The organism is Arthrobacter sp. TmtSoilC48 (assembly GCF_059739425.1).
The window spans coordinates 4,015,156-4,038,067 of the sequence record NZ_AP046049.1; the positions used below are offsets into that span (position 1 = coordinate 4,015,156).

General features: G+C 59.3%; 18 protein-coding genes and 1 pseudogene. 13 read left to right on the plus strand and 6 right to left on the minus strand.

The genetic code is table 11. From position 1 onward, the window contains the following. Nucleotides 1-2: 2 nt before the first annotated feature. From AC6I97_RS18500 to AC6I97_RS18520, 5 genes and pseudogenes are all read left to right on the plus strand, one after another. On the plus strand, nt 3-3,410 hold the full coding sequence (locus AC6I97_RS18500; protein WP_497945891.1) for an ATP-binding protein: 3,408 nt from the start codon (nt 3-5) through the stop codon (nt 3,408-3,410). A 43-nt stretch (nt 3,411-3,453) separates the two neighbouring features. Then, nucleotides 3,454-4,710, plus strand: coding sequence for a Wadjet anti-phage system protein JetD domain-containing protein (locus AC6I97_RS18505; protein WP_224091420.1), 1,257 nt, complete (start codon nt 3,454-3,456; stop codon nt 4,708-4,710). Nucleotides 4,711-4,757: 47 nt separating this feature from the next. Continuing rightward, nucleotides 4,758-4,997, plus strand: a complete 240-nt coding sequence (locus AC6I97_RS18510) for a type II toxin-antitoxin system TacA family antitoxin (protein ID WP_497947191.1) — start codon at nt 4,758-4,760, stop codon at nt 4,995-4,997. Beyond that, on the plus strand, nt 4,994-5,530 hold the full coding sequence (locus AC6I97_RS18515) for a GNAT family N-acetyltransferase (protein WP_224091413.1): 537 nt from the start codon (nt 4,994-4,996) through the stop codon (nt 5,528-5,530). The genes AC6I97_RS18510 and AC6I97_RS18515 overlap by 4 nt, the downstream gene beginning before the upstream one ends. A gap of 284 nt (nt 5,531-5,814) precedes the next feature. Continuing rightward, a pseudogene (locus AC6I97_RS18520) lies at nt 5,815-6,084 on the plus strand (EamA family transporter); the annotation flags it as partial. Nucleotides 6,085-6,266: 182 nt separating this feature from the next. Here AC6I97_RS18520 and AC6I97_RS18525 read toward each other — a convergent pair. Further along, complete coding sequence (locus tag AC6I97_RS18525) at nt 6,267-6,413, minus strand: hypothetical protein (RefSeq protein WP_224093962.1); 147 nt, start codon at nt 6,411-6,413, stop codon at nt 6,267-6,269. A gap of 354 nt (nt 6,414-6,767) precedes the next feature. Between AC6I97_RS18525 and AC6I97_RS18530 the strand changes: the two genes are divergently transcribed. From AC6I97_RS18530 to AC6I97_RS18550, 5 genes are all read left to right on the plus strand, one after another. Then, nucleotides 6,768-7,133 (plus strand): TfoX/Sxy family protein, encoded by a 366-nt coding sequence (locus AC6I97_RS18530; RefSeq protein WP_224091411.1) that lies wholly within the window; start codon nt 6,768-6,770, stop codon nt 7,131-7,133. A gap of 67 nt (nt 7,134-7,200) precedes the next feature. Next, nucleotides 7,201-8,064 carry an SDR family NAD(P)-dependent oxidoreductase gene (locus AC6I97_RS18535; protein WP_309927335.1) on the plus strand — a complete coding sequence of 288 codons (864 nt, stop codon included), beginning with the start codon at nt 7,201-7,203 and terminating at the stop codon, nt 8,062-8,064. A gap of 56 nt (nt 8,065-8,120) precedes the next feature. Then, nucleotides 8,121-8,894, plus strand: a complete 774-nt coding sequence (locus tag AC6I97_RS18540) for an alpha/beta fold hydrolase (RefSeq protein WP_497945897.1) — start codon at nt 8,121-8,123, stop codon at nt 8,892-8,894. Then, on the plus strand, nt 8,884-10,128 hold the full coding sequence (locus AC6I97_RS18545) for a flavin-containing monooxygenase (protein ID WP_497945898.1): 1,245 nt from the start codon (nt 8,884-8,886) through the stop codon (nt 10,126-10,128). Before AC6I97_RS18540 ends, AC6I97_RS18545 begins: the two co-directional genes overlap by 11 nt. A 540-nt stretch (nt 10,129-10,668) precedes the next feature. Beyond that, entirely contained in the window at nt 10,669-13,089 is a 2,421-nt protein-coding gene (locus tag AC6I97_RS18550) for a hypothetical protein (protein WP_497945899.1), read from the plus strand. A gap of 411 nt (nt 13,090-13,500) precedes the next feature. Here AC6I97_RS18550 and AC6I97_RS18555 read toward each other — a convergent pair whose 3' ends face one another. The 3 genes from AC6I97_RS18555 to AC6I97_RS18565 form a co-directional block, all read right to left on the minus strand. Continuing rightward, the gene (locus AC6I97_RS18555; RefSeq protein WP_497945900.1) at nt 13,501-14,349 is read right to left on the minus strand and encodes an esterase/lipase family protein; all 849 of its coding nucleotides are present in this window, start codon (nt 14,347-14,349) and stop codon (nt 13,501-13,503) included. 341 nt (nt 14,350-14,690) lie between these two features. Continuing rightward, on the minus strand, nt 14,691-15,305 hold the full coding sequence (locus AC6I97_RS18560) for a dihydrofolate reductase family protein (protein WP_497945902.1): 615 nt from the start codon (nt 15,303-15,305) through the stop codon (nt 14,691-14,693). 163 nt (nt 15,306-15,468) lie between these two features. Then, nucleotides 15,469-16,860 carry an APC family permease gene (locus tag AC6I97_RS18565; RefSeq protein WP_497945904.1) on the minus strand — a complete coding sequence of 464 codons (1,392 nt, stop codon included), beginning with the start codon at nt 16,858-16,860 and terminating at the stop codon, nt 15,469-15,471. A 497-nt stretch (nt 16,861-17,357) separates the two neighbouring features. Here AC6I97_RS18565 and AC6I97_RS18570 point away from each other — a divergent pair, with 497 nt between their 5' ends. The 3 genes from AC6I97_RS18570 to AC6I97_RS18580 are packed head-to-tail and all read left to right on the plus strand — an operon-like array spanning nt 17,358 to nt 19,286. Further along, a complete protein-coding gene (locus AC6I97_RS18570; protein WP_497945907.1) occupies nt 17,358-17,513 on the plus strand; it encodes a hypothetical protein in 156 nt (51 codons plus the stop codon). Between the two features lies 1 nt (nt 17,514). Beyond that, nucleotides 17,515-18,189 carry an RNA polymerase sigma factor gene (locus tag AC6I97_RS18575; protein ID WP_497945910.1) on the plus strand — a complete coding sequence of 225 codons (675 nt, stop codon included), beginning with the start codon at nt 17,515-17,517 and terminating at the stop codon, nt 18,187-18,189. After that, entirely contained in the window at nt 18,186-19,286 is a 1,101-nt protein-coding gene (locus AC6I97_RS18580) for a hypothetical protein (RefSeq protein WP_497945911.1), read from the plus strand. The genes AC6I97_RS18575 and AC6I97_RS18580 overlap by 4 nt, the downstream gene beginning before the upstream one ends. Before the next feature lie 1,592 nt (nt 19,287-20,878). Here AC6I97_RS18580 and AC6I97_RS18585 read toward each other — a convergent pair. Next, a complete protein-coding gene (locus AC6I97_RS18585; protein ID WP_497947195.1) occupies nt 20,879-21,277 on the minus strand; it encodes a very short patch repair endonuclease in 399 nt (132 codons plus the stop codon). A gap of 134 nt (nt 21,278-21,411) precedes the next feature. Continuing rightward, nucleotides 21,412-22,908 carry a DNA cytosine methyltransferase gene (locus AC6I97_RS18590; protein ID WP_497945913.1) on the minus strand — a complete coding sequence of 499 codons (1,497 nt, stop codon included), beginning with the start codon at nt 22,906-22,908 and terminating at the stop codon, nt 21,412-21,414. Nucleotides 22,909-22,912: the final 4 nt, after the last annotated feature.

Sequence of the window (22,912 nt, forward strand, 5' to 3'; positions counted from 1 at the left end):
CCATGAGCACTGATGTTCAGGACAGCCTCTTCACGCTGGAGGAACAAGCGCACGACGGCGCTCTACCGCCCGGGTTCAGGCTGCAGCGTTTGGAGCTGCTCAACTGGGGCACGTTCCACGGCGGCGTGCGCACGTTCCGTTTGGATGGGGCGAACAGCCTGCTGACAGGCGACATCGGCTCGGGTAAGTCCACGGTGGTGGATGCGATCACCACGCTTTTGCTCCCCGCCAACCGGATTGAGTACAACAAGGCCGCAGGTGCCCAGAAGCGTGAACGCACGCTGATGTCCTACGTCAGGGGCTTCCACAAGAGCACCCGCAGTACGGGCGGCGAGTACTCCAAGCCTGTTGCGCTGCGAGCGCCGGGCACGCTCACGGTGGTCCTTGGCGTCTTCCACAACGACGTTGTGGACAAGACGATCACGCTGGGCATCACCTTGTGGACCATGCAGGAAGCCGGCCAGCCCACGCGTTTCTATTCCCTGGCCGAGACGGAGCAATCAATCGCCGAGGACTTCTCCAACTTCGGCCAGGATCCGGCCAAGCTGAAGAAGAAACTCCGCGCGGCCGGGGTGAGCGTCCACGATACCTTCGACCCTTACGCTGCGGCCTTCAAGCGGCACTTTGGCATCAGCGGCAACCAGGCCATGGATTTGTTCCACCGCACGGTTTCCATGAAGCAGGTGGAGAACATCACCCACTTCGTCCGCACCAACATGTTGGAGGACGATGACGTGGAGGCACGGATCACCAAGCTGATCAGCCATTTCGACGATCTCAAGAAGGCACATGAAGCCGTGGTCCGCGCAAAGGACCAGATCGAGATGCTCAAGCCGATCCGGGAAAGCGCAGCCACCCATCAGAAGCTGAGCTCGGAAGAACACCAGGCCCGCCAGCAACGTGACCAGCTGCATCCATGGTTCACCGACCAGCAGCTCAGGCTGAGCCTTGAACACCAGGCTGAGCTGGAGCAGACAGGTCAGAAGCTCCGCGAGGACAGCACCCAATTGGCCTCGGACATGGCCCGGCTTCGCCACGAACTCGCAATCGTCCAAGAGGATATACGCACCAGTGGCGGCGGCAGGCTGGCCGCCATCGACGCCGAAGTCGCGCAGCTTGAAGAGACGGCCCAGACGCAACGCAAGCGTTTCGAGCAGTACTCAGCTGCCGCCGTCGAGCTTGGGTTGAACGCTCCTGAAGACCGGGTTCTGTTCGATGCGAACCGGGCCCGGCTGGGCGAGGTGGAACAGAGCCTCGCGGTCAGGGCGGCGGAGCTGCAGGAGCGCCGCACCGCCTTCCATTCAGAACTCAACGAGCTGGCGGCGCGCAGGGAGAACATCGACGCCGAGTTGGCGAGCCTTGGTTCCCGGCCCACGTTGCTTGAGCGCCCGCAGCTGGAGCTTCGGCGTCGTATCTGCGAGGGCACTGGCATTGCCGAGTCCGCACTCCCCTATGCGGCCGAGCTGCTGCGCGTCCGCGAAGGCGAAGCCGAATGGGAAGGTGCCGCTGAGCGGACGCTGCGGGGCTTTGCGCTGTCCCTGTTGGTTTCGGCGAAACACTACGCTGCGGTGAGCTCGTGGGTTGACGCCAACGATCTCAAGGGCAGGCTTGTCTACCGGAAGGTGGGTGACTCGTACTCGTCACGGCCGCCTGCACCGGGGACCTTGGGGGCGAAGATCGCCATCAAGCAGGGCACGCCGTTCCGCGATTTTCTGCTGGATGAGCTCAGCACGCGGTTCGACTACATGTGCTGCGACACCATGGAGGATTTCCGCAGGTATCCCAAGGCGCTCACCATCAACGGGCAGTTGAAGGGCACCCGCGGCCGGCATGAGAAGGATGACCGCAAGGGTCTCATGGACCGGCGCACTTTCGTGCTGGGCTGGGACAACCACGAAAAAATTGTCCGGATCCGTGCCGAACGCGACGACGTCGATGGCAAGCACCGCAGCGTCGGTACCCAGTTGGCGAAGGTGGATACGTCTCTTGGTGACGTGGGCCGGTTGCGGCAGTTGCTGGGCAACGTCGGGTCCGTGGCTGAGTTTTCCGAGATCAGCTGGAAGTTGACCGCCCGCAAGGTCCAGGAACTGAAGGACGAGAAGCTCGAGCTCCAGTCGGGCAGCAGCGTATTGCAGCAGCTCACCGCGAAGGAGTCGGAGGTTTCCGGCCGCATTGAGCGGCTGCAAGAGCGGTCGGACAAGGTCCAGCAGAGGCTCGGCGCCAACGAGAATGCGGCGCGGGATATCGCGGCAGCTATTGAGGAATGCCGGCTGACGCTGACGGATCAACCGCTAACGGACGACGACGGCGTGTTGGCGGCAGTAGCCCAGCTCACCGCAGCGGCACTCGGTGACAAGGAACTCACCTACCGGAACACGGGTGCCGCTGAGAGTTCCGTTCGATCGGGGCTGACGGCGAGGATTGACGGGCTGACCAAGCGCATCGCGAATGCTGCCGCCACCACCGTGCGGCTCATGGCTGACTTCCGCAGCAAGTACCCCAACGAAACCACGGACATAGATGCAACCCTGGAAGCCGCGGATGAGTTCAACCGGCTCCTTGAACAGCTGGAGTGCGATGACCTGCCCCGGTTCGAGGCGCGATTCAAGGACTCGCTGACGCATAACACCATCCACGAGGTGGTCGCTTTCAATGCTTTCCTGGACAGCAGGCGGCAAGACATCGTGAACCGGATCAGCGAGATCAACCAATCATTGGCGGAGATCGAATACAACCCGGGCCGGCACATCCAGTTGGAGCACCAGAGCTCCACGGATCTTGATGTGAGGCAGTTCGGCATTGACCTGCGAGCCTGCTCTGAAGGAACCATCGGCGATGACGATCAGTACTCGGAACAGAAGTACCTCCAGGTGGAGCGGCTGATCGAACGCTTCCGGGGTCGCGAGGGCTACAGCAGCTTGGACGAACGCTGGACGGCCAAGGTCACTGATGTGCGGAACTGGTTTACCTTTTCGGCCTCGGAGAGGTGGACGGAGACCGGCGAAGAATTCGAACACTTCACGGACTCCGGCGGCAAGTCCGGTGGGCAGAAGGAGAAGTTGGCCTACACGATCCTGGCGGCGGCCTTGGCGTTCCAGTTTGGGTTGGCGGCTGGGAAGGGAGCTGCCCGGGGCGCTTCGGGCGGCGCCGGCAAGGGCAGAAGCTTCCGTTTCGTAGTGATTGACGAGGCCTTCGGCCGGGGCTCCGACGAGTCCGCACGGTATGGCATGGAGCTGTTCCAACGCATGAAGCTGCAGTTGCTGATCGTCACACCGTTGCAGAAGATCAACGTCATCGAACCTTTTGTGGCGCACGTGGGCTTCGTAGCCAACACCAACGGGAACGACTCCCAGCTTCGGAACATGACCATCACGGAGTACCGCGAAGAACGGCAGAAGCGTGCCGGGTAAGTCTGCGCGGTCCCGCTGGACGTCGCTGTCCTCGCTGCGAGCGATGTCATTAACTGCGTGGGACCGCGGACAGCTGTTGCGGGAGGCTCTTGAACCCTCCGGCACGTATCCGCGGCGCCGTGCTTTAAAGCGGCCCTCTGCCACGGAGCTTCGCGACAATTATTCGGCTGCCCGTGAATGGGCTGCGGAGCTGTTCGCCGCCGCAGGCCCGTTCAGTCTGGAAACGCTCGACGTCGGCCGCACCACTATCGGTTCAAACCACCTTCCCGCTGTGGCTGTGTTTCCGTCGGTGGAGGACGAGGTTGGATTCGTTGGTAAATTGCGGGAGTTAGCCCGGTTCCGAACTCTTACTGCTTCACTGGTGGATCTTGATCCCTTGTTGAAGGCGTGGGCGCTGAAGCGACCACTCGCACTCTTGGAGTTGGGCGATGCAGCGTTGACTGCTGCGCGGGTGGCTTTGTGGCTCCGCGATCATCCCACTCCGGGGATCCATGTTCGGCAGTTGAGCCTGCCCGGGGTGCACACGAAGTTCATCGAGACGCATCGGCGGACGATTGACGAGATTGCATTGGTGCTTCAGAGCTCCCAGGCCCAGGATGCACCGCCCGTCGCTTCAGGCGAGGACGAGCTGCTGGACGTGCCCGCGGTTTCTGACGCCGGCGAGGCCTTGCTAGGACGATCCGCCGCCCGAACCCCGGCTGCACGCTTCGCGGTCCGCCACGGCTTTCTCCATCCCCCGGAACAAGTGCGCTTCCGGCTTCTGGATCCGGCAATCCCGTTGCTGGGTGATGCCCGGGACATCACTGTGACAGCATCAGCCTTCCGGACCCTTCGGCTGCCCGTCACTCACGTGATCATCACCGAAAACCTCGTGAACTTCTTGGCTCTTCCGGAGCGGCCGGACACAGTGGCGATCTTTGGTGCTGGCTATGGATTTTCCTCTCTGCGGGAGGCCTCCTGGTTGCAGGAGTGCGACGTTCTGTACTGGGGGGATCTGGACACGCACGGTTTCCGGATCCTGGATCAGCTCCGCTCCGTCCATCCGCATGTGTCGAGCGTGCTCATGGACGAGAAGACCCTGCTGGCACATCGCGATGCTTGGAGCGTGGAGGCAACCCAGTCCCGCGCTTCTCTGGGCAGGCTGACTCCTGAAGAAGCCCGCCTCTACGAGGCTTTGCAGACGGGCAGCTACGGCGACGGCGTGCGACTGGAACAGGAGCTGATTGGCTGGGAGTGGGCGATGGAGAGGCTTGAGAGTGGAATGAACACTAAACCTTTCCGTACATTTGCCGTACACTAGAGCAAGGAGGTAAGACCTTGGCAATCACCAAATCGCGACGCTTAGAGTTGCGCACTGACGAATCCACGGACCGGTTAATCGCTGAAGCCGCGGAGCTTCTCCATGTTTCAAAGACTGCGTTTGTAACTGACGCAGCCCGACAAGCCGCACAGCGGGTCATCGCGCGCGCAGATGTCACCCTCATGGCTCCGGAAGTTTTTGACTCAATGATGGCTTCACTGGATGTTCCTGACGAGTCAGCAGGGCTTGAGGCGCTTTCCAGGCTCCCTAGACTTATCCGTCGATGAATGAACCTACCTACGACGTTGTGAAGTTGGCCCCCGGCATCGAACTGGGGGCCTTCGATTGCGGTGAAGCAAGCTACAACGAGTGGCTCACCGAGTACGCATTGAAGTCAATGGATTCGGGGGCAAGCATGGTCTACCTTCTCCTTGAGAACAAAGCCACTGACGACAGCCGCGTAGCTGGGTACTTCGCCATCTGCCCAACGCTTGTCGTCCGGGATGACATGCCTAAACCTGTACAACGTAATATGCTCCGAAACACTCCCGGCTGGCTCCTGGCCAAACTCGCCCTCGACATCACGCTTCGGGGCGACAAGGAGAAACGATGGGGTTCACAGCTACTGCGCGTGGCATTAGAGACCCTGGTTGAAGCCGCAGCCGTCGGAGGAGGGCAAGTTATCGTCGTTGATGCTGATAACCCAGGTCTGGTCGGGTGGTACACGCGTCATGGCTTCACAGCGACGGGCGCTGACGATCTACGCCTGTACATGAAAGTCTCGACCGCCCGGAAGTACCTGATGAACGCCGTCGCCTGATCTTCTAGATCTCGCCTTCTCCCAACGGCTAAACCGCCCGCCAACACAACGAATCCAGTCACGGCCGTCACGTTTCGCCCCCAGCAGACACCTGATGAAGGGATAAACGCGAAAGCTGAGGCGGGACATTTAGATGGACAACGAACACGGAGCCAGCGGAACCAAGCTCGGACTACTGCCGTTCAACAGCATCTCGCGCCCGGCACGGAGGCTCTAAGTACGCCGTGTTGCAGTCGAATCGCACTCGGGCGGGTTTGCTGGCGGTCGTGGTCAGCTTGTCCTCCATGCAAGTGGGCAATGGATTGGCCGTTGGACTGATCGAAGCCATGGGCCCCAGCATGGCGACGACACTAAGGGTGGGCATCGGTGCGCTGCTGCTTCTGCCAGCACTCCTGCTCAATGGGTCTTCGATAGCTCCTCGCCCTCGCTCTCGCCCAAGGCAGGTCGCGGCGTATGGCATTGTGTTGGGCTTAATGCAGGTTTCCTTCTACCAGGCAATTTCCCACATCACGCTGTCACTGGCTGTTTCCATAGAGTTCCTGGTCCCACTCATCGTGGGCTGTTTGCGTTCACGGTCCCCTCGGACCAAGCTGCCAGCGGTTGGAGCCATGCTCGGGCTAGGTCTTATTGCCGATTACAGCGGAGGCTCAAGCCTTGCTGGGGCATTGTGGGCCCTACTGACGGGCGTCCTCCTGAGCATCTACATCAAGCTCGGGACCGACATGCCACCCGGAACTCACCCGTTGGTGATGCTGTCCAAGGCCCTTTGGATTGCCTTGCCGGTTGTCGTAGCGGCCCAGCTCATGTCCCCATCGTCAGTTCCCCCAACCATGGTTCCGTTCACGTCCGGGGCAATCGCCGTAGCGGTTTTGACGATGATCATTCCGTTTTCCTTGGAATTGTTTGCAATGGCGCGTCTGCGGCCTCTCCCATTCGCGATGATCTCGGCCTTGGATCCGGCCTTAGCATCGGCTGTCGGGGCCGTGGCCCTTCATCAACTTCTGAATCTCCGTCAATTCACGGGGTTGATTATTCTTACCGGATGCGCCGTTCTGGCCATCTGGGCAGACACAAAACGGGCCCCCGATAACCACGTGAAGAGCTAACGAACATTGGCATCCCCGCCGCAGAGCCAAATCGCGTCTGCCGTCCAATCCACCAGATGGTGACTATCGAACCGCCCGGGCCGTAAGCTGCAGACGGATCTCTTCTCACGCCTAAACCAGGAGGACGAGCAATGCAGATGCCCAAGCCGTCGGATGCCGACAAGGAACGTTTCCGTTCAGTGCTGCCCGACCATCCCGACGTCGTCGTCAAACCAATGTTCGGCAACCTCGGCGCTTTCGTGAATGGCAACATGTTCGCCGGTCTGTTCGGGCCTACTATCGGCGTCCGCCTTTCCGAGGCCGACAAGGCCGAGCTCGAGTCGGATCACGAGACTCAACCTTTCGGCCCCGAAGAACGCCCCATGGGCGGTTATGTTGGTCTGCCCGAAGCGTGGAACGAGGACGCCGCGCAGGCCGAGCCTTGGGTGGCCAAGGCCTTTGACCATGTTGCAGCCCTGCCGCCGAAGGCACCCAAGAAAAAGGGCTCCAAAAACTAGGACCTCTTCAGCTCGACGGACCCTCGCCAAACCAGCCAATAAGTGCTGAGATCAAGCTATGCCCTCGATGAATGGACGAACAGCGCTCGTGACCGGGGCCACGGGCGGCCTGGGTAAGGCCATCGCCACTGCACTTGCACGCGAAGGAGCGTCCGTCGTCGTGGTTGGACGTTCAGCAGCGCGGGCAGAAGATGCCATCCGCGATATCCGGGCCAAAGAACCGAACGCGGTTCTCGAACCGCTCGCTTGCGACCTCTCAAGCCAGGCCTCGATCCGGTCGGCAGTAGACGGGTTCCTGTCGCGCCACGACAAGTTGGACGTGCTGATCAACGCGGCTGGAGTATTCCGCAAGGAGCGTCACGTGACCCCGGATGGGCTTGAGCTCACGTTCGCCACGAATGTGATGGGCTACTTCCTGCTGACGAACCTGCTCCTGGACGCGCTCAAGCGCGGCGCCGGCGCAGATGGGGCGCGGACTTCGAGGATCGTTAACATCGCCTCCAAGTATTCGGGAGGCCCGTCCACCACCAAGATCGACTTCGACGATCTGCAAACCGCCAAGGGCAGTTACAGTTACCTTCGCGCCACTCCCCCAACAATGCTCGGTCGGGTCCTGTTGACGCAGGAATTCGCGGAGCGCCTTCGCGGATCCAACGTGGTGGTGAACGCCGTGCACCCGGGCCTGGTAAAGCACACGGCGCTACTCCAGGACGTTGGCGGACCTTTCCGCTGGATGACGAACACCTTCGGCGCGACTGCTGAGAAAGCTGCCGATACCCCCGTCTGGCTGGCCACCGCTCCAGAAACTGCCGCTGTGTCCGGGAAGCTCTGGGCGAAACGCAAGGAACTGCCGACGCCCGGCATGGGCTCTGATCCGGCGGCGCGGAAGCGGCTGTGGGAAGAGTGCACCCGCCTGGCCAAGATCCTGTGACATTCCGCCCCTGAACAGCCCTCCCGAAGCCGCATCTCCAGGCGTACAGTGCAGCCATGGAACCCATTCGAGTGGTCCTCCTTCCGGGCAGTGTCCTTCCTGCGGGGCCCGCCTATGGTGCGCTGCTTGAGGCCTTGGGGCCGGACGTCGACGCCGTGGCCAAGGACCTGGATCTCTATGAGGGCGACCAACCGCCGTCGGACTGGACGCTCGACACCGAAGTCGACGGCGTCCTGCGGGAGGCAGGCGCCAAACAATGGGACATGTTCCACCTCGTGGGCTATTCGGGCGGCGGGGCCGCGGCCCTCGCCTTCGCTGCCAAGTATCCCGAGCGCCTGCTTAGCCTCACACTGTTGGAACCCGCATGGGCGGGAGACTGGGGCTGGAGCCAGGCCCACGCCCGCTTCTGGGAGCAGCTGGGCGCGCTCGAGTCGCTGCCTCCGGAGCAGTTCATGCCGGAGTTCATGAGGCTGTCGGTGAGGCCCGACGTCGTCCTGCCGCCTCCGCCGGCGGGTGACCCGCCGCCGTGGATGGCCAAGCGGCCTGCCGGAATCAGGGCGTTCCTGAAGGATTTCCGGAACTATCATCTGGACCGCGAGCGCCTGGCTTCTTTTGAACGTCCCGTGCTGTACGTTCTGGGCGGCCTGAGCAACCCGGACCAGTACGGTGACATCGCCGATCGCCTATCCACTGTTTTCCGGGACTACCGTGTGGAGGTGTTTGAGGAACGCCACCACTTCGATCCCCCGCACCGGATTGAACCCGGGAGGCTCGCGGGCATGTTGCGCGAGCATTGGCAACGAGCCGAGGGCAGCAACAATGCCGACTAAGCCAATAGACACGGTCATCATCGGCGCAGGGCAGGCGGGACTCGCGACGAGCTACTGGCTCACCCAGGCCGGCGTCGAGCATCGGATATTGGAGCGTCGGGATTCCCTGGGTGGCGCATTCCAGGATCGCTGGGACGGGTTCTATATGAACACGCCGAACTTCAGCCTGGACCTGCCCGGCATGCCCTACACCGGCGACGAGCCTGAGGCCTTCATTCCCCGCAACGCTGTGGTCAACCTCTTCAGGCGCTACGCGGAGGTGATCGGCGCTCCCGTCCACACGGGCGTGGACGTAACGCGGCTGGCCGCTTCCCCCGACGGCGGATTCAGTATTGAGTCGTCGCTCGGGCACATGAAGGCCCGCAAGGTGGTGTTGGCAACCGGCGCGTACCAGGTCCCCAAGGTCCCGGCCGTGGCCGCCGGCCTTTCCAAGGAGATCGTCCAGCTCCACACGCACGACTACCGCAATCCGAACCAGCTGCCCGACGGCGCCGTCCTCATCGTCGGAACAGGCCAGTCCGGCGGTCAGATCGCCGAGGAACTGCACGACGCCGGCCGCGAAGTCCACCTTGCCGTCTCCACCTGCCCCGAAGCACCCCGACGCTACCGCGGCCACGACCTCATCTACTGGATGCTCGAAACCGCCAAGCACGGCCCCGACTACGGCATCAACGCCCTCACCCGCGAAGCACTCCCCTCCCCCGCCGCCCGCTTCGCCTGCAACCCACTGCTCTCCGGCACCGAAGGCGGCCACGACATCCACCTCCGCGAACTCGGCCGCCGCGGCATGCACCTGCACGGCCGCCTGGAGAACGTCGACGACGGCGACATCACCTTCAGCGACGACCTCCCCGAACGCCTCGCAACAGTCGAATCCAGCTTCAACCAACGCATGCGGAAAGCCATTGACGCCTACATTGCAGCGGCGGGGATTGATGCTCCAGGGCAGGCCCCCTTGCCCTCGGACGACTGGCTGCCCGCTGAGCCAGCGAGGTTGAACCTGGCCCAAGCAAACATCACGTCAGTCCTGTGGGCCACCGGATACAAACTCGACCTGTCCTTCATCGACATCCCCGTCCTGGACGAATGGGGCTACCCAAAGCACACGGCCGGCGTCACCGAACAGCCCGGCCTTTACGCGGTGGGCCTCCCGTGGCTGACACGGCACTACTCATCGATCCTCGGCGGTGTGGGGCTGGACGCGGAGTACGTGGCGGGGCGCGTTGCCGCGTGAATAATGGCCTAAGGACACACCGCCGCGGAACAGAACTTAGCGATAGGGACCTCATATCTGTCATTGCCGTAGGGAGTCTTGGTATTCGAGCGCGTTACCGACCTGAGTGGGCCCGGGCAGCTCATGCTCCGGCCTTCGCAGGACGTTGGGTCAAACGACGCTGGGCAGCGAGATCCTGATCGCTCGTTGAGACGCGCCGATTTTCATTCCAGTCATACATAAGGAACACGATTGCGGTAATCTCCCCTCATAGTGCATCTCATCGTGCGGTCTTATGTACGTGATCCAAGCCAGCAACAGCATGGAACGTGTAAGTGGTTCCATCGGCACGATGATCGACCGGCTTACGGGCGCGCAAGTTCACCACCCAGCACAAGGTTCACAACGAGGAACAGACGAGGACCGCACCCGGTCTGGAAAGAGAAAAGTAAAAGAGTAATTGGTATTGCAGTTTCTCTTTCGGTCCAAAATAACTTTCCCGTTAACTTTTCGCCGCATCTGCTGATGAGGCGATCCGCAATGGGCACTTAGTATATGGGAATGAAGCTAAGCGCAGACCCCTACCAGATGGGGTTCCAACGGATGAAGGAACTGGCCAAGTCCGACTACAGTGGCCGGAACGAAGACACGACTCGCTTTCAGCTTATCGATGCTCTTTTGGTCGAGTGCCTCGGGCATCCTCGCAGCTCATTCGTAACTGAGGAACACGCAAAACCCGGCTTCGCAGACTACGTTATTTCCGCCCCAGGCCGTTCCCTTGTAATCGAAGCAAAGAGGGAGGGCAAAGCCTTTGAGCTTCCCGTCGGGCTCGAAGGCCGAACTACGGTATCAATGCAAACCCTATGCGGAGACCCAATGGCTAAAGAGGCCGTCGAGCAAGTACTCGGATATGCGCAAAGGATGGGCATCCCCTTAGCTGGTATTGCGAACGGTCATCAGCTGGCGGTGTTTCTGGGCTCTCGGACGGACGGCAAATCACCATACGAAGGAGATGCCCTGGTTTTCGCATCCTTCAAAGACATGGTGGAGAGATTCAGGGCGCTTTGGGACATGTTGAGCCGAGAGGCTCTCGTTCAACGAAAGCTCGTGCAAGTTCTGATGGCGGGCTCCCCAAACGAGCAACCACCACCGAAAATGTCGGCAAGTCTTCTCAATTATCCAGGTTTCCGCCGTCGCTCCGCTCGGGAGACCGATCTGAAGATTCTTTCAACCGTTTTCATTCAGGACATCGAAGGAGACGCACACGTCTCTGATGACTTCCTCAGAGAGTGTTACTACGAGAGCGGGACGCTTTCACAGTACTCGTTGGTAAGCAAAGAGATATTGAGAAATCGCTATTCCGCTCTGCCGGACCTGCTCGGCGTCGAAGCGGAGGGCGTTCGGAGCAAGAAGGGCCTTGCTCCGTCGCTCAAACATGATCTCGTAGCTGGCGCTGTTAGCAGCAAGCCTATAGTCCTTCTTGGTGATGTAGGCGTCGGCAAGACGATGTTCATCAAGCACCTGCTGCGGGTTGAAGCTGCACAGGAGCTAAAGACTAGCTTGGTCTTCTACGTCGATTTCGGTCGACAGCCAGCCCTCCAGACGGAGTTGCAGCAACATATAGTCGACACCGTCATTGAGCAATTGGAGGTTGACCACGGTATAGACCTCTTGGAGAACACTTTTGTAAGAGCCGTATACAACCCAGAACTGAACCGCTTTCGAAGGGGAATTTATGGCCCGCTAGCTGATGCCGACCCAGCGACGTATGCATCACGGGAACTTGAGCATCTCTCCCAGCTCATCGCTAACAAGGCGAGACATCTTGAGCGTTCACTAAAGCATCTAGACGCTACCGCGCGAAGGAAGTCCGTACTCGTTCTCGACAACATCGATCAACGATCGACTGACTTCCAGAACGAGATTTTCGTTATCGCGCAGTCACTCAGTTCATCACTTGGTGCCACCGTGTTTGTCTCTTTGAGGCCAGCGACTTTTTATGATTCAAAGCGGCGAGGCGTCTTAGCTGCGTATCAACCTAGAGCATTTCTCGTGGCTCCTCCCCGAGTCTCGGAGGTCATCGCTAAAAGGCTCGCCTTCGCTAGGAAAAAGCTCGTTGATCAAGACTTGGAAATGAGTGGGTTAAGCGTCAGCACGGAAGACCTGTTGGTGTATCTTGACGCACTCGAACTCGGATTCACCCGAGACAAGATACTGATCGAGCTCCTGGAAAATCTCAGCGGGGGCAACGTTCGACTTGCCTTGGAGTTTCTCTCGGCCTTCATCGGCAGTGGTTACGTTGACACGGCTCGCGTCTTAGAAGTAGCCGCAAACGGAAACAGCTACGTCATCCCGGCACATGAGTTCCTCCGCTCCATACTTTTTGGTGAGAACGACTATTACGACCCGTCATCAAGCCGAATTGTTAATCTGTTTGACATCATTATCGGAGATGAAAGAGAGCACTTTCTGCTCCCCCTGCTTCTTGGTTACATTCATACGACGGGGCAGCCTCGACTGAACGAGGGGTACGTGAACGCAGAGGACATCTTCGAGGTTGCCCAAAAATGGGACTTCCTGCCGGAACAGATTCAATGGCAGTTGGGCCGTGCGGTCGCGCACAGGCTTCTTGAAACTGCTCCGGGACAAGAATCCAGCGGGCCATTCAGAATCACGAACGTAGGGGCCTACATGCATAAGGAGATGATCACTCAATTCTCGTACCTCGACGCAATGGTAGTCGATACCCCAATCTTGGACCCCAGTGTTAGATCAGCCCTTATAGACTCGAGGAGCATCGAAGATAGGCTGGCCCGGGCGGAAGTCTTCAAGTCATATCTCGATGGAGTCTGGGAGTCCTTTGTTGCCCCGGATTCGCTTGCTTTCGACTGGAACATTCAGGGCGCTCGACTGTCCTCCAACATGGATGAAGCGCAACGGAAGGCTCAACGCGCTCGTCAGCGCCGACAGGATCCGGCCTGACGCCGGCAGCATCGATCTCCTCAACCCATTGCGTCCAACGATCTCAATCTCGACTTGACCGTATGAACCCCGTCCTCGACTGCCTGATCAGGGCTTCTGGACATACGGGTCCGCATCACCTGGTCGTCTGGGCGTAGCTGCCCCAAGACTTGGATCGCCGACTTGGATCGCCCGCGCCACCGCTGTCGCAGTAGCAACGAACGGTAAAGGATCGTCTTACGTGCGCCCGGTGCTATACCGAGCGATCTCAAACTCAATTGGTGGGATCAAGTCACAACCTTGGGGAAGTGTCCCCAAGGTTGTGACTGTCCTCGTTCGAAGGAATGGGACACCACCAACATCGGTTGTGGGTGCGGCAAATCTGCGGACCTATCGGTGGGGACCGATACTGCGAAGGAGGGATACTGCCCGCTACACGCAGTGCGGGCGATACGTTGGATCGGCGGGGCCGCTTTGGAGGAGCGCGTTGGAGACGAGGGACCACACGTTCGGATCGTTAGGAGATTGATCGTGTTCGAAAGTGTCGAGTGGGCAGTAGTCCTGAAGCACAAGGTTGGACACTTGCTTCACCGGCCCAACAAGAGCCTGGCTCGTGTAAGGGGTAACGACCTCGTCGTAACGGGTCGAGATGACGGTGTAGGACGGGCCGGGTACGGTGTCGCCGATCGAGTTGAGCTCGGCCATGAACGCCGACCCGGCATGCTGGTCCGCGCACGCCTGGCACAGGGTGCTCGTTGCGGTCGTGTCGAGAATCATCCCCGCGGGCGACGGCGCGATGAGACCTTGAGTGCCATGGCTCGACGGCGCAATGCCGACGAGGTGGTGCACATACTTGGCGCCGCCGAGGAAGCCGATGTAGTACCGCGGCATCATCCCGCCTTGGCTGTGCCCGACCAGATCGACCTTCTTCGCACCCGTCGCGCCGAGAACTGATTTCACGAACGTCGCAAGCTCAGCTGCGGAGTTCCGAATTGCCCCGCTGGCGGGGACACCGTTGGCCACCCCATAGTTGAGCGCGAAGACGCAGTACCCCTGGTCCTTGAGCACTGGCGAAAGCAGCGCCCAGTTCTTGTACATTGTCTCGAACGTCCCCGGGACGAGGACCACCGGATATGGATGCACGCTCGAAGGCTTGCACGTCCAGTCATTGGCTCCGGGCGGGTCCGGCGAGATCGAGTCGGCCTGAGCCGCGGGTGCGGCGAAGAGTCCAATCGTGAGCGCCGCAGCGGCGAGGACGGCAGTGAGTCGGAATCGGCGCATGGCCTGCCTTTCTCTGGGCCGCGAACCCCTATGTCCGCGGCATTCCTAGTTACTTTGCAGTAACTTACCGGCGGGTTGCAATAGGGTGCGAAGATATTGAGAAAACGTGCACCTGCACGCGGACCGGGTTTGCCGCACAAGCGCTCGTAAGTCGATCTTCACTGGGCGGCGCAGTAATCCGCAGCGGACCAAGGTCCAGTGGAAGTCCTTAGCGCCGGCCTCGGCCGACCAAGATCAAGGCAGCGAAGGCCATTGCATAGGCTGCCAGGATGCCTCCCTTCATCATGATGGTCCAAAGGCGAGCCGACTTCTCCTCGAGGCTGGGCCCCATGAGCGGAGCCTTAGCCGATTTCGGTCATATCCCCCACCCCGGGCGTCCCCTCAACCAGGGCGTACCGCTGCATCACGGCACCCTTTGGCGAGGCGACCACCGGCTCGATGAGTTGAAGGTTCGTCGGTACGACGCCATCGGCGAAGACTTTCTTCCCACGGCCAAGGAGGATCGGATACACCCACAGATTGAGCCGGTCGAAGAGCCGCTCCGCGAACAGGGTCTGCACAAAGTCCAAGCTGCCGATCACGTGAATGTTCTCGTGCTTGCCGCGGAGCTCGTGCAAGGAAGCCGCCACATCGGGACCAAGCTGGGAGGAACCATCCCACTCGAGGTCCAGCGACTGACGCGATGCCACGTACTTCGGTATGCGGTTGAACAACCGTGCGATTCCATTGTCCTGGTGTGGCCAGTACGACGCGAAGATGTCATAGGTCCGGCGCCCGAGCAGCAGCGCGTCCATCCCCACCATCCCTGATTCGACCTGTTCACCAACGGCATCGTCGAAGAGAGGCGCCTGCCAGCCGCCAAACTCGAAACCGCCTTCTGGATCTTCCTCAGGGCCACCGGGCGCCTGAGCGACGCCGTCGAGCGTAGTGAACAGGTCAATATGGATCAGTCCCATGTCGGGTTCCTTCCCTGCTGCCCGTCGTCACCCCGGCGACAGGATCATGTCGAGGCTTCCACACGAACCCCCGCGTGGCAATGGTCACCAGAGAAGAACGACGACGGCGACAGCACATTGCGCTGTCGCCGTCGCCGACATGGGGCTGAGTTACGGAAGCCCTCTACGCTTCCTTCAAATCAAGCTGCGGTGCCGGCCGCCGGAAGCCGCGGGTGAGGATGGCGAGGTAGACGAGGCCCACGCCAGCCCATGCAAGCCCAAAGGTAAAGGACAATCCACTCAGGCTCGTCCACAACCAGATAGTTAGCGCAAAGCCGATTCCCGGCAGTATCAGGTTGTAGATCACTCCCCTGGTGCCGCGGTCCTTCCGGTCAAAGTAGTAGTGCTTGATGACCGACAGGTTGACGATGGAGAACGCGACCAGCGCTCCGAAGCTGATGAGCGAGGAGATGGTCAACAGGTCGAGCACGAAGGCCAGCAGTGAGACGCCCGATGTGATCAGAATCGGAAGAACGGGCGTTTGGAATCGAGCATGAAGCCTTCCCAAAGCTGGCGGGAACACGCCGCTGCGGCCCATGGAGTGGATGATGCGTGAGACCGAAGCCTGCGAGGTGAGCGCCGATCCGAGGCTGCCCGCGACATAGGCAGCCGTGAAGAAGGCGACGAGCAGCTCCCCACCTGCTTTGTCGATGACCTCGATGGCAGCGGAGTCCACATCGTTGAAGCTGCTGACCGGAAGAACCAGGTGGCTGATGTAAGCCAGACCGAGGAAGATGACGCCGGCCAGGATGGTGGTCAGCATGATGGCCTTGGGCAGGTTGCGCTTCGGGTCCCTTGTTTCCTCGGCGAAGGTGGAGACGGCGTCGAACCCGAGGTAGGAAAGGCAGAGGATGGCGGAGCCTGCGAAGATCGGTGAGAGACCTTCGGCACCCACGGCGCCGGTGAAAGGCGCCATCAAGTCCAGGTTGCCGGTGCCCGTGATGGATGAGAGTCCCAGTGCGACGAATAGAACGATGAAGAGCGCCTGAAGCCCCACTACTACGAAGTTGGCCTTCGCAATCGCCGTGATGCCCATGACGTTTAGCACTGTGACAGCGACGATGGAGACAATCATGAACACCCAAGCAGGGATAGCCGGGAAGGCAGCCTCCATATAGATGCCGATGAGCAGGTAGTTGATCATCGGCAGCAACAGGTAGTCGAGTAGGAGCGACCAGCCGGCCATGAATCCCAAGCCGGCGCCGAACGACCGCGTCGCATACGTGTAAGCGGAACCACCGAACGGGAACGCCTGCGACATCCGACCATACGAGCGTGCCGTGAAGAGCATGACCACGAGCGTCACGGCGTAGGCGGCCGATAGTCGCCCACCCGTGAGTTCCACCACGATGCCGTAGGTGCTGAAGATCGTCAGGGGCACCATGTAAACCAAGCCCAGCAACACCAGCGACGGAACACCGAGAACACGGCGCCAACCCTGGTTTACGGTCTGAGCGGAAATTGGCCCCACAGGCTTCTCGCCTGCCGGTGTATCTGTATTGAATGTGGGGGTCATGGGGATCCTAAGTCGTCATGCTGGGTTACTAACGAAGCTTCCGGCCTTGCCGAAACTTCCTAGCTGCGACCGGACCTGCGGGGTTCCCGCGATCCTGAAGTGCTGGATTGGCTCGAGCTCTACCGTTAAGGACACGAGCCTCATGCTAGAAATGAATAGCGTTCATTTATTGTGGCGGTGAGCCGGCTCACAGTCAATATGTGAAGGAGTGACGGACCAGTCGGGCCTTTGCAACAATCCCTATCGCGGTGCCGGGCACACAGATCTCGAAGGCCATGGCCGCGGCCGCGTTCTCATGAAAGCACCGACGGCGGCCACGACATCCACCTCCGCGAACTCGGTCGGCGCGGCATGCACCTGCAGAAGAGCAGCCTCCAACACCGGAGGACGACTGGCTACCCTCCGAGCCGGCCCGGCTGAACCTGGCCCAGGCAAACATCACCTCAGTCCTGTGGGCCACCGGATACAAACTCGACCTGTCCTTCATCGACATCCCGGTGGTCGACGAATCGCTCTACCCAAAGCACAAGGCCGGCGTCACCGAACAGCCCAGCCTGTACGCGGTGGGGCTTCCGTGGCTGACACGGCACTACTCGTCGATCCTCGGCGGCGTGGAACTGGACGCGGAGTACGTGGCGGGCAAAAATGCCTAACTTGGAAGACCTGGCTTTCCGGGAACCATTTGCGGAGCTGCGGACACTACAAGGCATGAGGCAAACGGGGGAATCCGATCAAGACCTGTGGCAAGAGTGCGTCGCAGGCAACGCTGACGCATTCGGTGCCCTATTCGACCGGCATGCGGATGCTGTCTTCCGGTACTGCCTGAGCCGTTGCGGTTCCTGGCATGATGCCGAAGAACTCGCTTCAATCACCTTTCTAGAGGCATGGCGGCAACGGGACAGGCTCAAACTGGAACGAGACAGTGTCTTGCCTTGGCTTCTTGGGGTCGCAACAAACGCGAACCGCAACCGTGCCAGGGCAGCCAAACGGCATGCCGCTTTTCTTGCCAGGCTGCCGCACTCGGATTCACGTCATGGGGAACACGAAGCCGACCATGCGGAAGCGATCGCTTCGAGGCTCGACGCCGAACGTTCCGTCCGAGACTTGCTGGCCACGACGGCGGGACTAAGCGACGGCGAACGCGACGTAGTGATCCTGTGTCTACTGAACGGAATCGGTCAGGACGAAGCTGCAACAACACTAGGCATCCGCGCCGGGACGGTGAAGTCAAGACTTCACCGCGCCCGAGTTAAGCTGACCGCCTTCAGTAGGCCAAAAGAGCGCATCGAACAAACCGACACGAAAATCGTTGAAACGAGACTGTCATGAACCTGTCTGAAGTGACTTATCCGAAGGACACCAAAAACCGCGTCCAGATCCTTCTCGTCGAGGAAGCGAACCGGACATCCCGGTCCGCTCGTAACTGGCTAGAAAACACCGGGATACGGGCCAGAACACTGCAGCCCCTCGGGGCCGACGCCCAACATGGAAGTTCCGCCTCACGCGCCGAAAGCAACGGCGAAGCCCAAGCGCAAAAGCTCTCGCAGCCGAAAAGGATAATCCGGAGGACAATCCTTGTCTCCGCAGCGGCAGCGGTGCTGGCTGGTGGCCTCGTCGCATCGGACGTAATTCATCTTGGAGGAAACACCATTCCGGCAACGGCTCATGCTGCAGAGCTGTTGAACAGGGCAGCCGACTCCGTCATCGCAACGACGGATCCGGCGGTTGGTCCGGGACAGTACTTAAGGCTCGATATAGCCGAATCAATAATCAATGCCTCCGAAAACGGTCTCATGTGGACCGCGCGCTCCGACAACCAGCTCTTTGTTCCGTACGACCGGAACGGTGAATGGGTCCTTAATCTTGGTCCTCTTGAGCCGGCTGAATACTTCGGCACCGCCACCAAGGAAAAAATCGAAAACTACTATAGGTCCAAAGGGCTCCAAAGCCCTGAGCCCGGTCGACAACTACGCGGTCTGGGTGGCAGCGTGGTTTTCAGCGCGAATTCCGTGACATTTGGGAATCTGAGCCCAGCGGAGGAAGCGACCATTCCGAGGGAACCTGCGGCCTTGGTGGATTGGATCAAGGCCGAGATCAAAGGCACCGACGCCAGCGTTTGGAGCTTCATTGCAGGTCAGTTGGCCACCGGCGTCGTGCCGGCCGAGTGGAGGGCAGCGCTCTACCGGGCCGCAGCCCTGGTTCCCGGCGCCATCGTCACGGAACAACAGACCGCATTGGATGGCCGCTCCGGGACAGCCGTCGGCAGAACAGAGGACGGGGTGCGCACGGACGTCATCTTTGACCCGGCCAGCGGGCTATTCATCGGCATGCGCGCGGTGAACGAAACAGGAAACTCAATCGTCCCCGCGGGCACCACCACAACTTGGACTTCCGTCCGAACATCAGTCGTAGACTCTATCGATTGACTGTTACCCGGTCCTGGGTGGGGCGCATGAGCGGAGCCTAACCAATTTCGGTCATATCCCCCAGCCAGGTCGTCAGCGCGACACCAACGCCACAGCAAGCGATTATGAATCAGGCTCTTCTGTCCTCCAACCTTCAAGCGGGAGTCGCTGGCGGCGGATGGCTTTGAGCTTCTCCGCGGCAAGCCTAGCAAGGACTCGCCAGATAGGCTTACCGCGAAGAAGCCTTGATGTTACCCAACGAACCGGGAGACATAAACCTAGGCTCGTTCAACTTAAGGCCAGCTCAATTCCCATCCGGGTTTGGACCACTGACTAAAGAATCGAAGTCAACAATTATGAATTCATCGGAAGTCTCACAACCAGAAGGCAACGCAAAACCTCATCAAAGCATCCCTCAGCGAACCCCCGATCCACCCCGTTGCCTATTTTGCCGCACCACCTCCGGGAAGCGCTCACGCGAGCATGTGCTCCGCAAATCGTTCAAGGACAAGTTTCCCCGTGTCCCAAGCCTTTCCTTTTCGTATATGTCGAGTTCTGGCACGGAACTCATCGAACGACCCATTACGCAGTTTGACATGACGGTGAATAATGTCTGCAGAGAATGCAATCAAGGTTGGCTGAATGATCTGGAATGCGCTGCTGAGCCGATTATCTACAAACTTCTCGAGAGCACCCACGGAAGATGTCTAACTGCGGACCAAATCCAGTTACTTGGATTCTGGGCCTTGGTACGCTCGCTGCTTTTGACGCACGTCAGTCCTCAAGGACGTGTCCCACACTCAGTCTTTGAGCGAGCGTATAGCAGCCGGTCCGTGCCACCGGGGTGCTACGTTCAACTTGGCGTATCCACAACCTATCTATGGGAGGCAGGGAGTCACCAATCCATTCGAATCCAGCCCGGAAATCAATACCTAGCATTCGTTGGATTCGGGCTTGGTGGCCTGCTGTTCCTGACTTCAATAAGTGATTCATCAGTCGACGCCACAAGACTCGGTCGAGACGTTAGCCGACAACCGAGATTGTGGTTTCCTGGATCCTTCCGATGGCTTGCGCCTGCCGAAACGACCGACTCTCCCTTGAAACTTCTCTCCGGGCCCCAGGCTCAAGTCTGCGGTCTCAGCCTGGCAGTCCGAATGGGAATAGAAAGGCCACTTGACCAGCTAGGAAATGAAATCGACCCGCTGAGAATCCTTCCTTCACGGTTTCATGGGAGTCTTGCGTGGAAAGGAATCCACCTCGGGCAGTAGACCCACACGAAAGGGCCCGCTTGCTGAACGTTGGTCGGAGCCGTTGACACAGGCTCTCGGGAGCTTCGATGTTGCATCTCTGGTCATTCCCCGGGCCCCTGGTTCAGCTTTGGATGTCGCTCGGAGAACACGCAGGCATGGACGTTACGGCTGACAACCGGACTGGTGTGTCCGGGCCCTGCGCGTGCCGACTCTAACTACTTCAATAAATGCCCTAAAAGCCGCCGTGGGAAGAATCCTGCTTGGCACCAGATGACTCAGCATGGCGCGTGGCAGCGTCAATAATTCTTATTGAATAGCTTCAATAGATGGCAATGAACACAGATTCCCGATTGCTACGTAAAGTCACCCTAGGAATTCTTGAACCTTGACTATTTCAGCCTCATCTTTCGTCGACAATTCGCATTCCCAAACGTCCAAGTAGGACCATCCCATCTCAGTCAGCTGCGATCTCTGACGCGTATCTCGAACACTATTACGTCGCCGCTTTTCTTTCCAGAAATCCGTGTTCGATTTCGGAAGACGGCTGCCCACGCCGCAACTGTGTCCATGCCAAAAACAACCGTTCACAAAGATGACCTTCTTGCGGCTGGCGAAGACCAGGTCGGGCGTCCCCGGAAGCCTTCGGTCGTGTAAGCGGTAGCGGTACCCAGCAGCATGTAGCGCTCGCCGCAGCAGTAGCTCCGGCTTCGTGTCGAATGAACGAATCTTCGCCATGTGGGCGCTTCTATTCGCTGGTGTCATGAAGTCCACCACAGTCCAATGCTACGCCCGAGGACGGAGCATTGAACGTAAAGTCGCTGCCTTGGTCCACCAAGCCAGCTCGTCCGGCTACCGTAACCTTGACGACCTTCCCGCTACGCCAGTTTCTGACAGGTTTAGACAGCGGCTGCAATCGTTGTCTTCGACAGATTCAGGCCCTCTGAAATCTCGCAACTCTTGAGATATGCCGGTTCATCCTGCTTGTCCTTCGCGCGCTCGATTCTGTCCAAGATTTCCCTAACACGCGCGGCCACAGCGTACGACTGCCATGGAGACACCGCGTTTCCAACCTGAGTGTATTGGGGAACTTCGACCCGACGACGCTCCGCTCCAGTGGTTTCTTTGCCCATGAATTCAAAATTGTCAGGAAAGCCCTGAAATCTGGCTAGTTCTCGCACTGTAAACGTTCGGGGATGGATAGGGTGACCGTAGTCGTCTGGAAGAGTGACGACGGTTCGCGACGGTGCATCTGCTGCTAGTACCTTTTGGCTGTGTTTCTTGGTCCTGAGCACCCACGCGAGCGCTGCCAAGTCTTCCACGTTATCAATACTCTCGGCGCTTCCATCCAAATCCACCTGGATGTTAACCGGAAACTTAATGTCCCTAAGCTCGACGAGTGCGTGACGCAGCGCCAAATCCTCGTCGAGTTGACCCATAACAGACAGTAGTCCCTGATCGATGCCACGTTCCAGCAACAGCTTATAGAAAGAGAAGCGCTTTATTACACGCGGTGAGTGACGTCGCATATTGTGGTTCTGGCGCCAGAGAACTTCGCTCCTCCTGACGACGAAGGACTCGAAATTGCGAAGTTTCTTGATATATTCTTTGTTTTGAGTTGGGGGATGAGCTGGCCATGTATCAAGATCCGCGATGGCGTCGCGAATTAACAGCTTATCGTCGCTAGCGATGGAGGGCTTGGGAGCAAGCTCGGGAATGTCGCCCGTTTCTATCTGGTCCTTGAACCCGGATTTCCATATGTTCTCGGTAGCTGCAACGCCTAGTTGAACAGCGAGATCTTTTCGTAGAGCGATAAGCATCAATCTTGGTCGGTGCTGCGGTGCGCCAAAATGCATGGCGTTTACCAGAACAGGTTGCACCACATACCTATACTTGCCGCGTTCGTTCAGCTCCAACGCAAGCCGTAACTGTTGGAAAGACGAATCTTCGCCTTCAACGAAGCTTCGGCTCATGCCAACTACATTCTCGATGACTACCATCTTCGGCGACGTTTGTTCAACGAAGCTGAGAAATTCCCAAGCCAGCTTGTTTCGGACGTCGTCCTTGTTCCGTCGTCCTGCCATGGAGAATCCCTGACATGGTGGCCCTCCCACCACTAGGTCAAGCTCGTGCGCAGCGGCATCAGCCATGACCCGACCGTCTTCAAGCACGTCGGCTAGGGGACGCACGATAACTCCGGCCGCGGCTTGTTCTGCAATCTCGCGTGCAAGGTATCGCTCCCAGTCCGAATCAGAGCGAGCACTCGCGATGTTGTTGTGGTAGAACGTCCTCGCCGCCATTTCGGACTTTTCCACGGCGAAATGAAGCTTGCCACCTGCCCGCTCCACCCCTAGGGACAGTCCACCACACCCAGCAAAAAGATCAATAAACTTCACAGTT

Excerpts from the sequence above, each read along its gene's own strand:
- AC6I97_RS18500 (WP_497945891.1), top strand. The coding sequence starts at position 3 with ATGAGCACTGATGTTCAGGACAGCCTCTTCACGCTGGAGGAACAAGCG.
- AC6I97_RS18505 (WP_224091420.1), top strand. The coding sequence starts at position 3,454 with ATGTCATTAACTGCGTGGGACCGCGGACAGCTGTTGCGGGAGGCTCTT.
- AC6I97_RS18515 (WP_224091413.1), top strand. The coding sequence starts at position 4,994 with ATGAATGAACCTACCTACGACGTTGTGAAGTTGGCCCCCGGCATCGAA.
- AC6I97_RS18525 (WP_224093962.1), bottom strand. The coding sequence starts at position 6,413 with ATGATCATCGTCAAAACCGCTACGGCGATTGCCCCGGACGTGAACGGA.
- AC6I97_RS18530 (WP_224091411.1), top strand. The coding sequence starts at position 6,768 with ATGCAGATGCCCAAGCCGTCGGATGCCGACAAGGAACGTTTCCGTTCA.
- AC6I97_RS18535 (WP_309927335.1), top strand. The coding sequence starts at position 7,201 with ATGAATGGACGAACAGCGCTCGTGACCGGGGCCACGGGCGGCCTGGGT.
- AC6I97_RS18540 (WP_497945897.1), top strand. The coding sequence starts at position 8,121 with ATGGAACCCATTCGAGTGGTCCTCCTTCCGGGCAGTGTCCTTCCTGCG.
- AC6I97_RS18545 (WP_497945898.1), top strand. The coding sequence starts at position 8,884 with ATGCCGACTAAGCCAATAGACACGGTCATCATCGGCGCAGGGCAGGCG.
- AC6I97_RS18550 (WP_497945899.1), top strand. The coding sequence starts at position 10,669 with ATGAAGCTAAGCGCAGACCCCTACCAGATGGGGTTCCAACGGATGAAG.
- AC6I97_RS18555 (WP_497945900.1), bottom strand. The coding sequence starts at position 14,349 with ATGCGCCGATTCCGACTCACTGCCGTCCTCGCCGCTGCGGCGCTCACG.
- AC6I97_RS18560 (WP_497945902.1), bottom strand. The coding sequence starts at position 15,305 with ATGGGACTGATCCATATTGACCTGTTCACTACGCTCGACGGCGTCGCT.
- AC6I97_RS18565 (WP_497945904.1), bottom strand. The coding sequence starts at position 16,860 with ATGACCCCCACATTCAATACAGATACACCGGCAGGCGAGAAGCCTGTG.
- AC6I97_RS18580 (WP_497945911.1), top strand. The coding sequence starts at position 18,186 with ATGAACCTGTCTGAAGTGACTTATCCGAAGGACACCAAAAACCGCGTC.
- AC6I97_RS18585 (WP_497947195.1), bottom strand. The coding sequence starts at position 21,277 with ATGACACCAGCGAATAGAAGCGCCCACATGGCGAAGATTCGTTCATTC.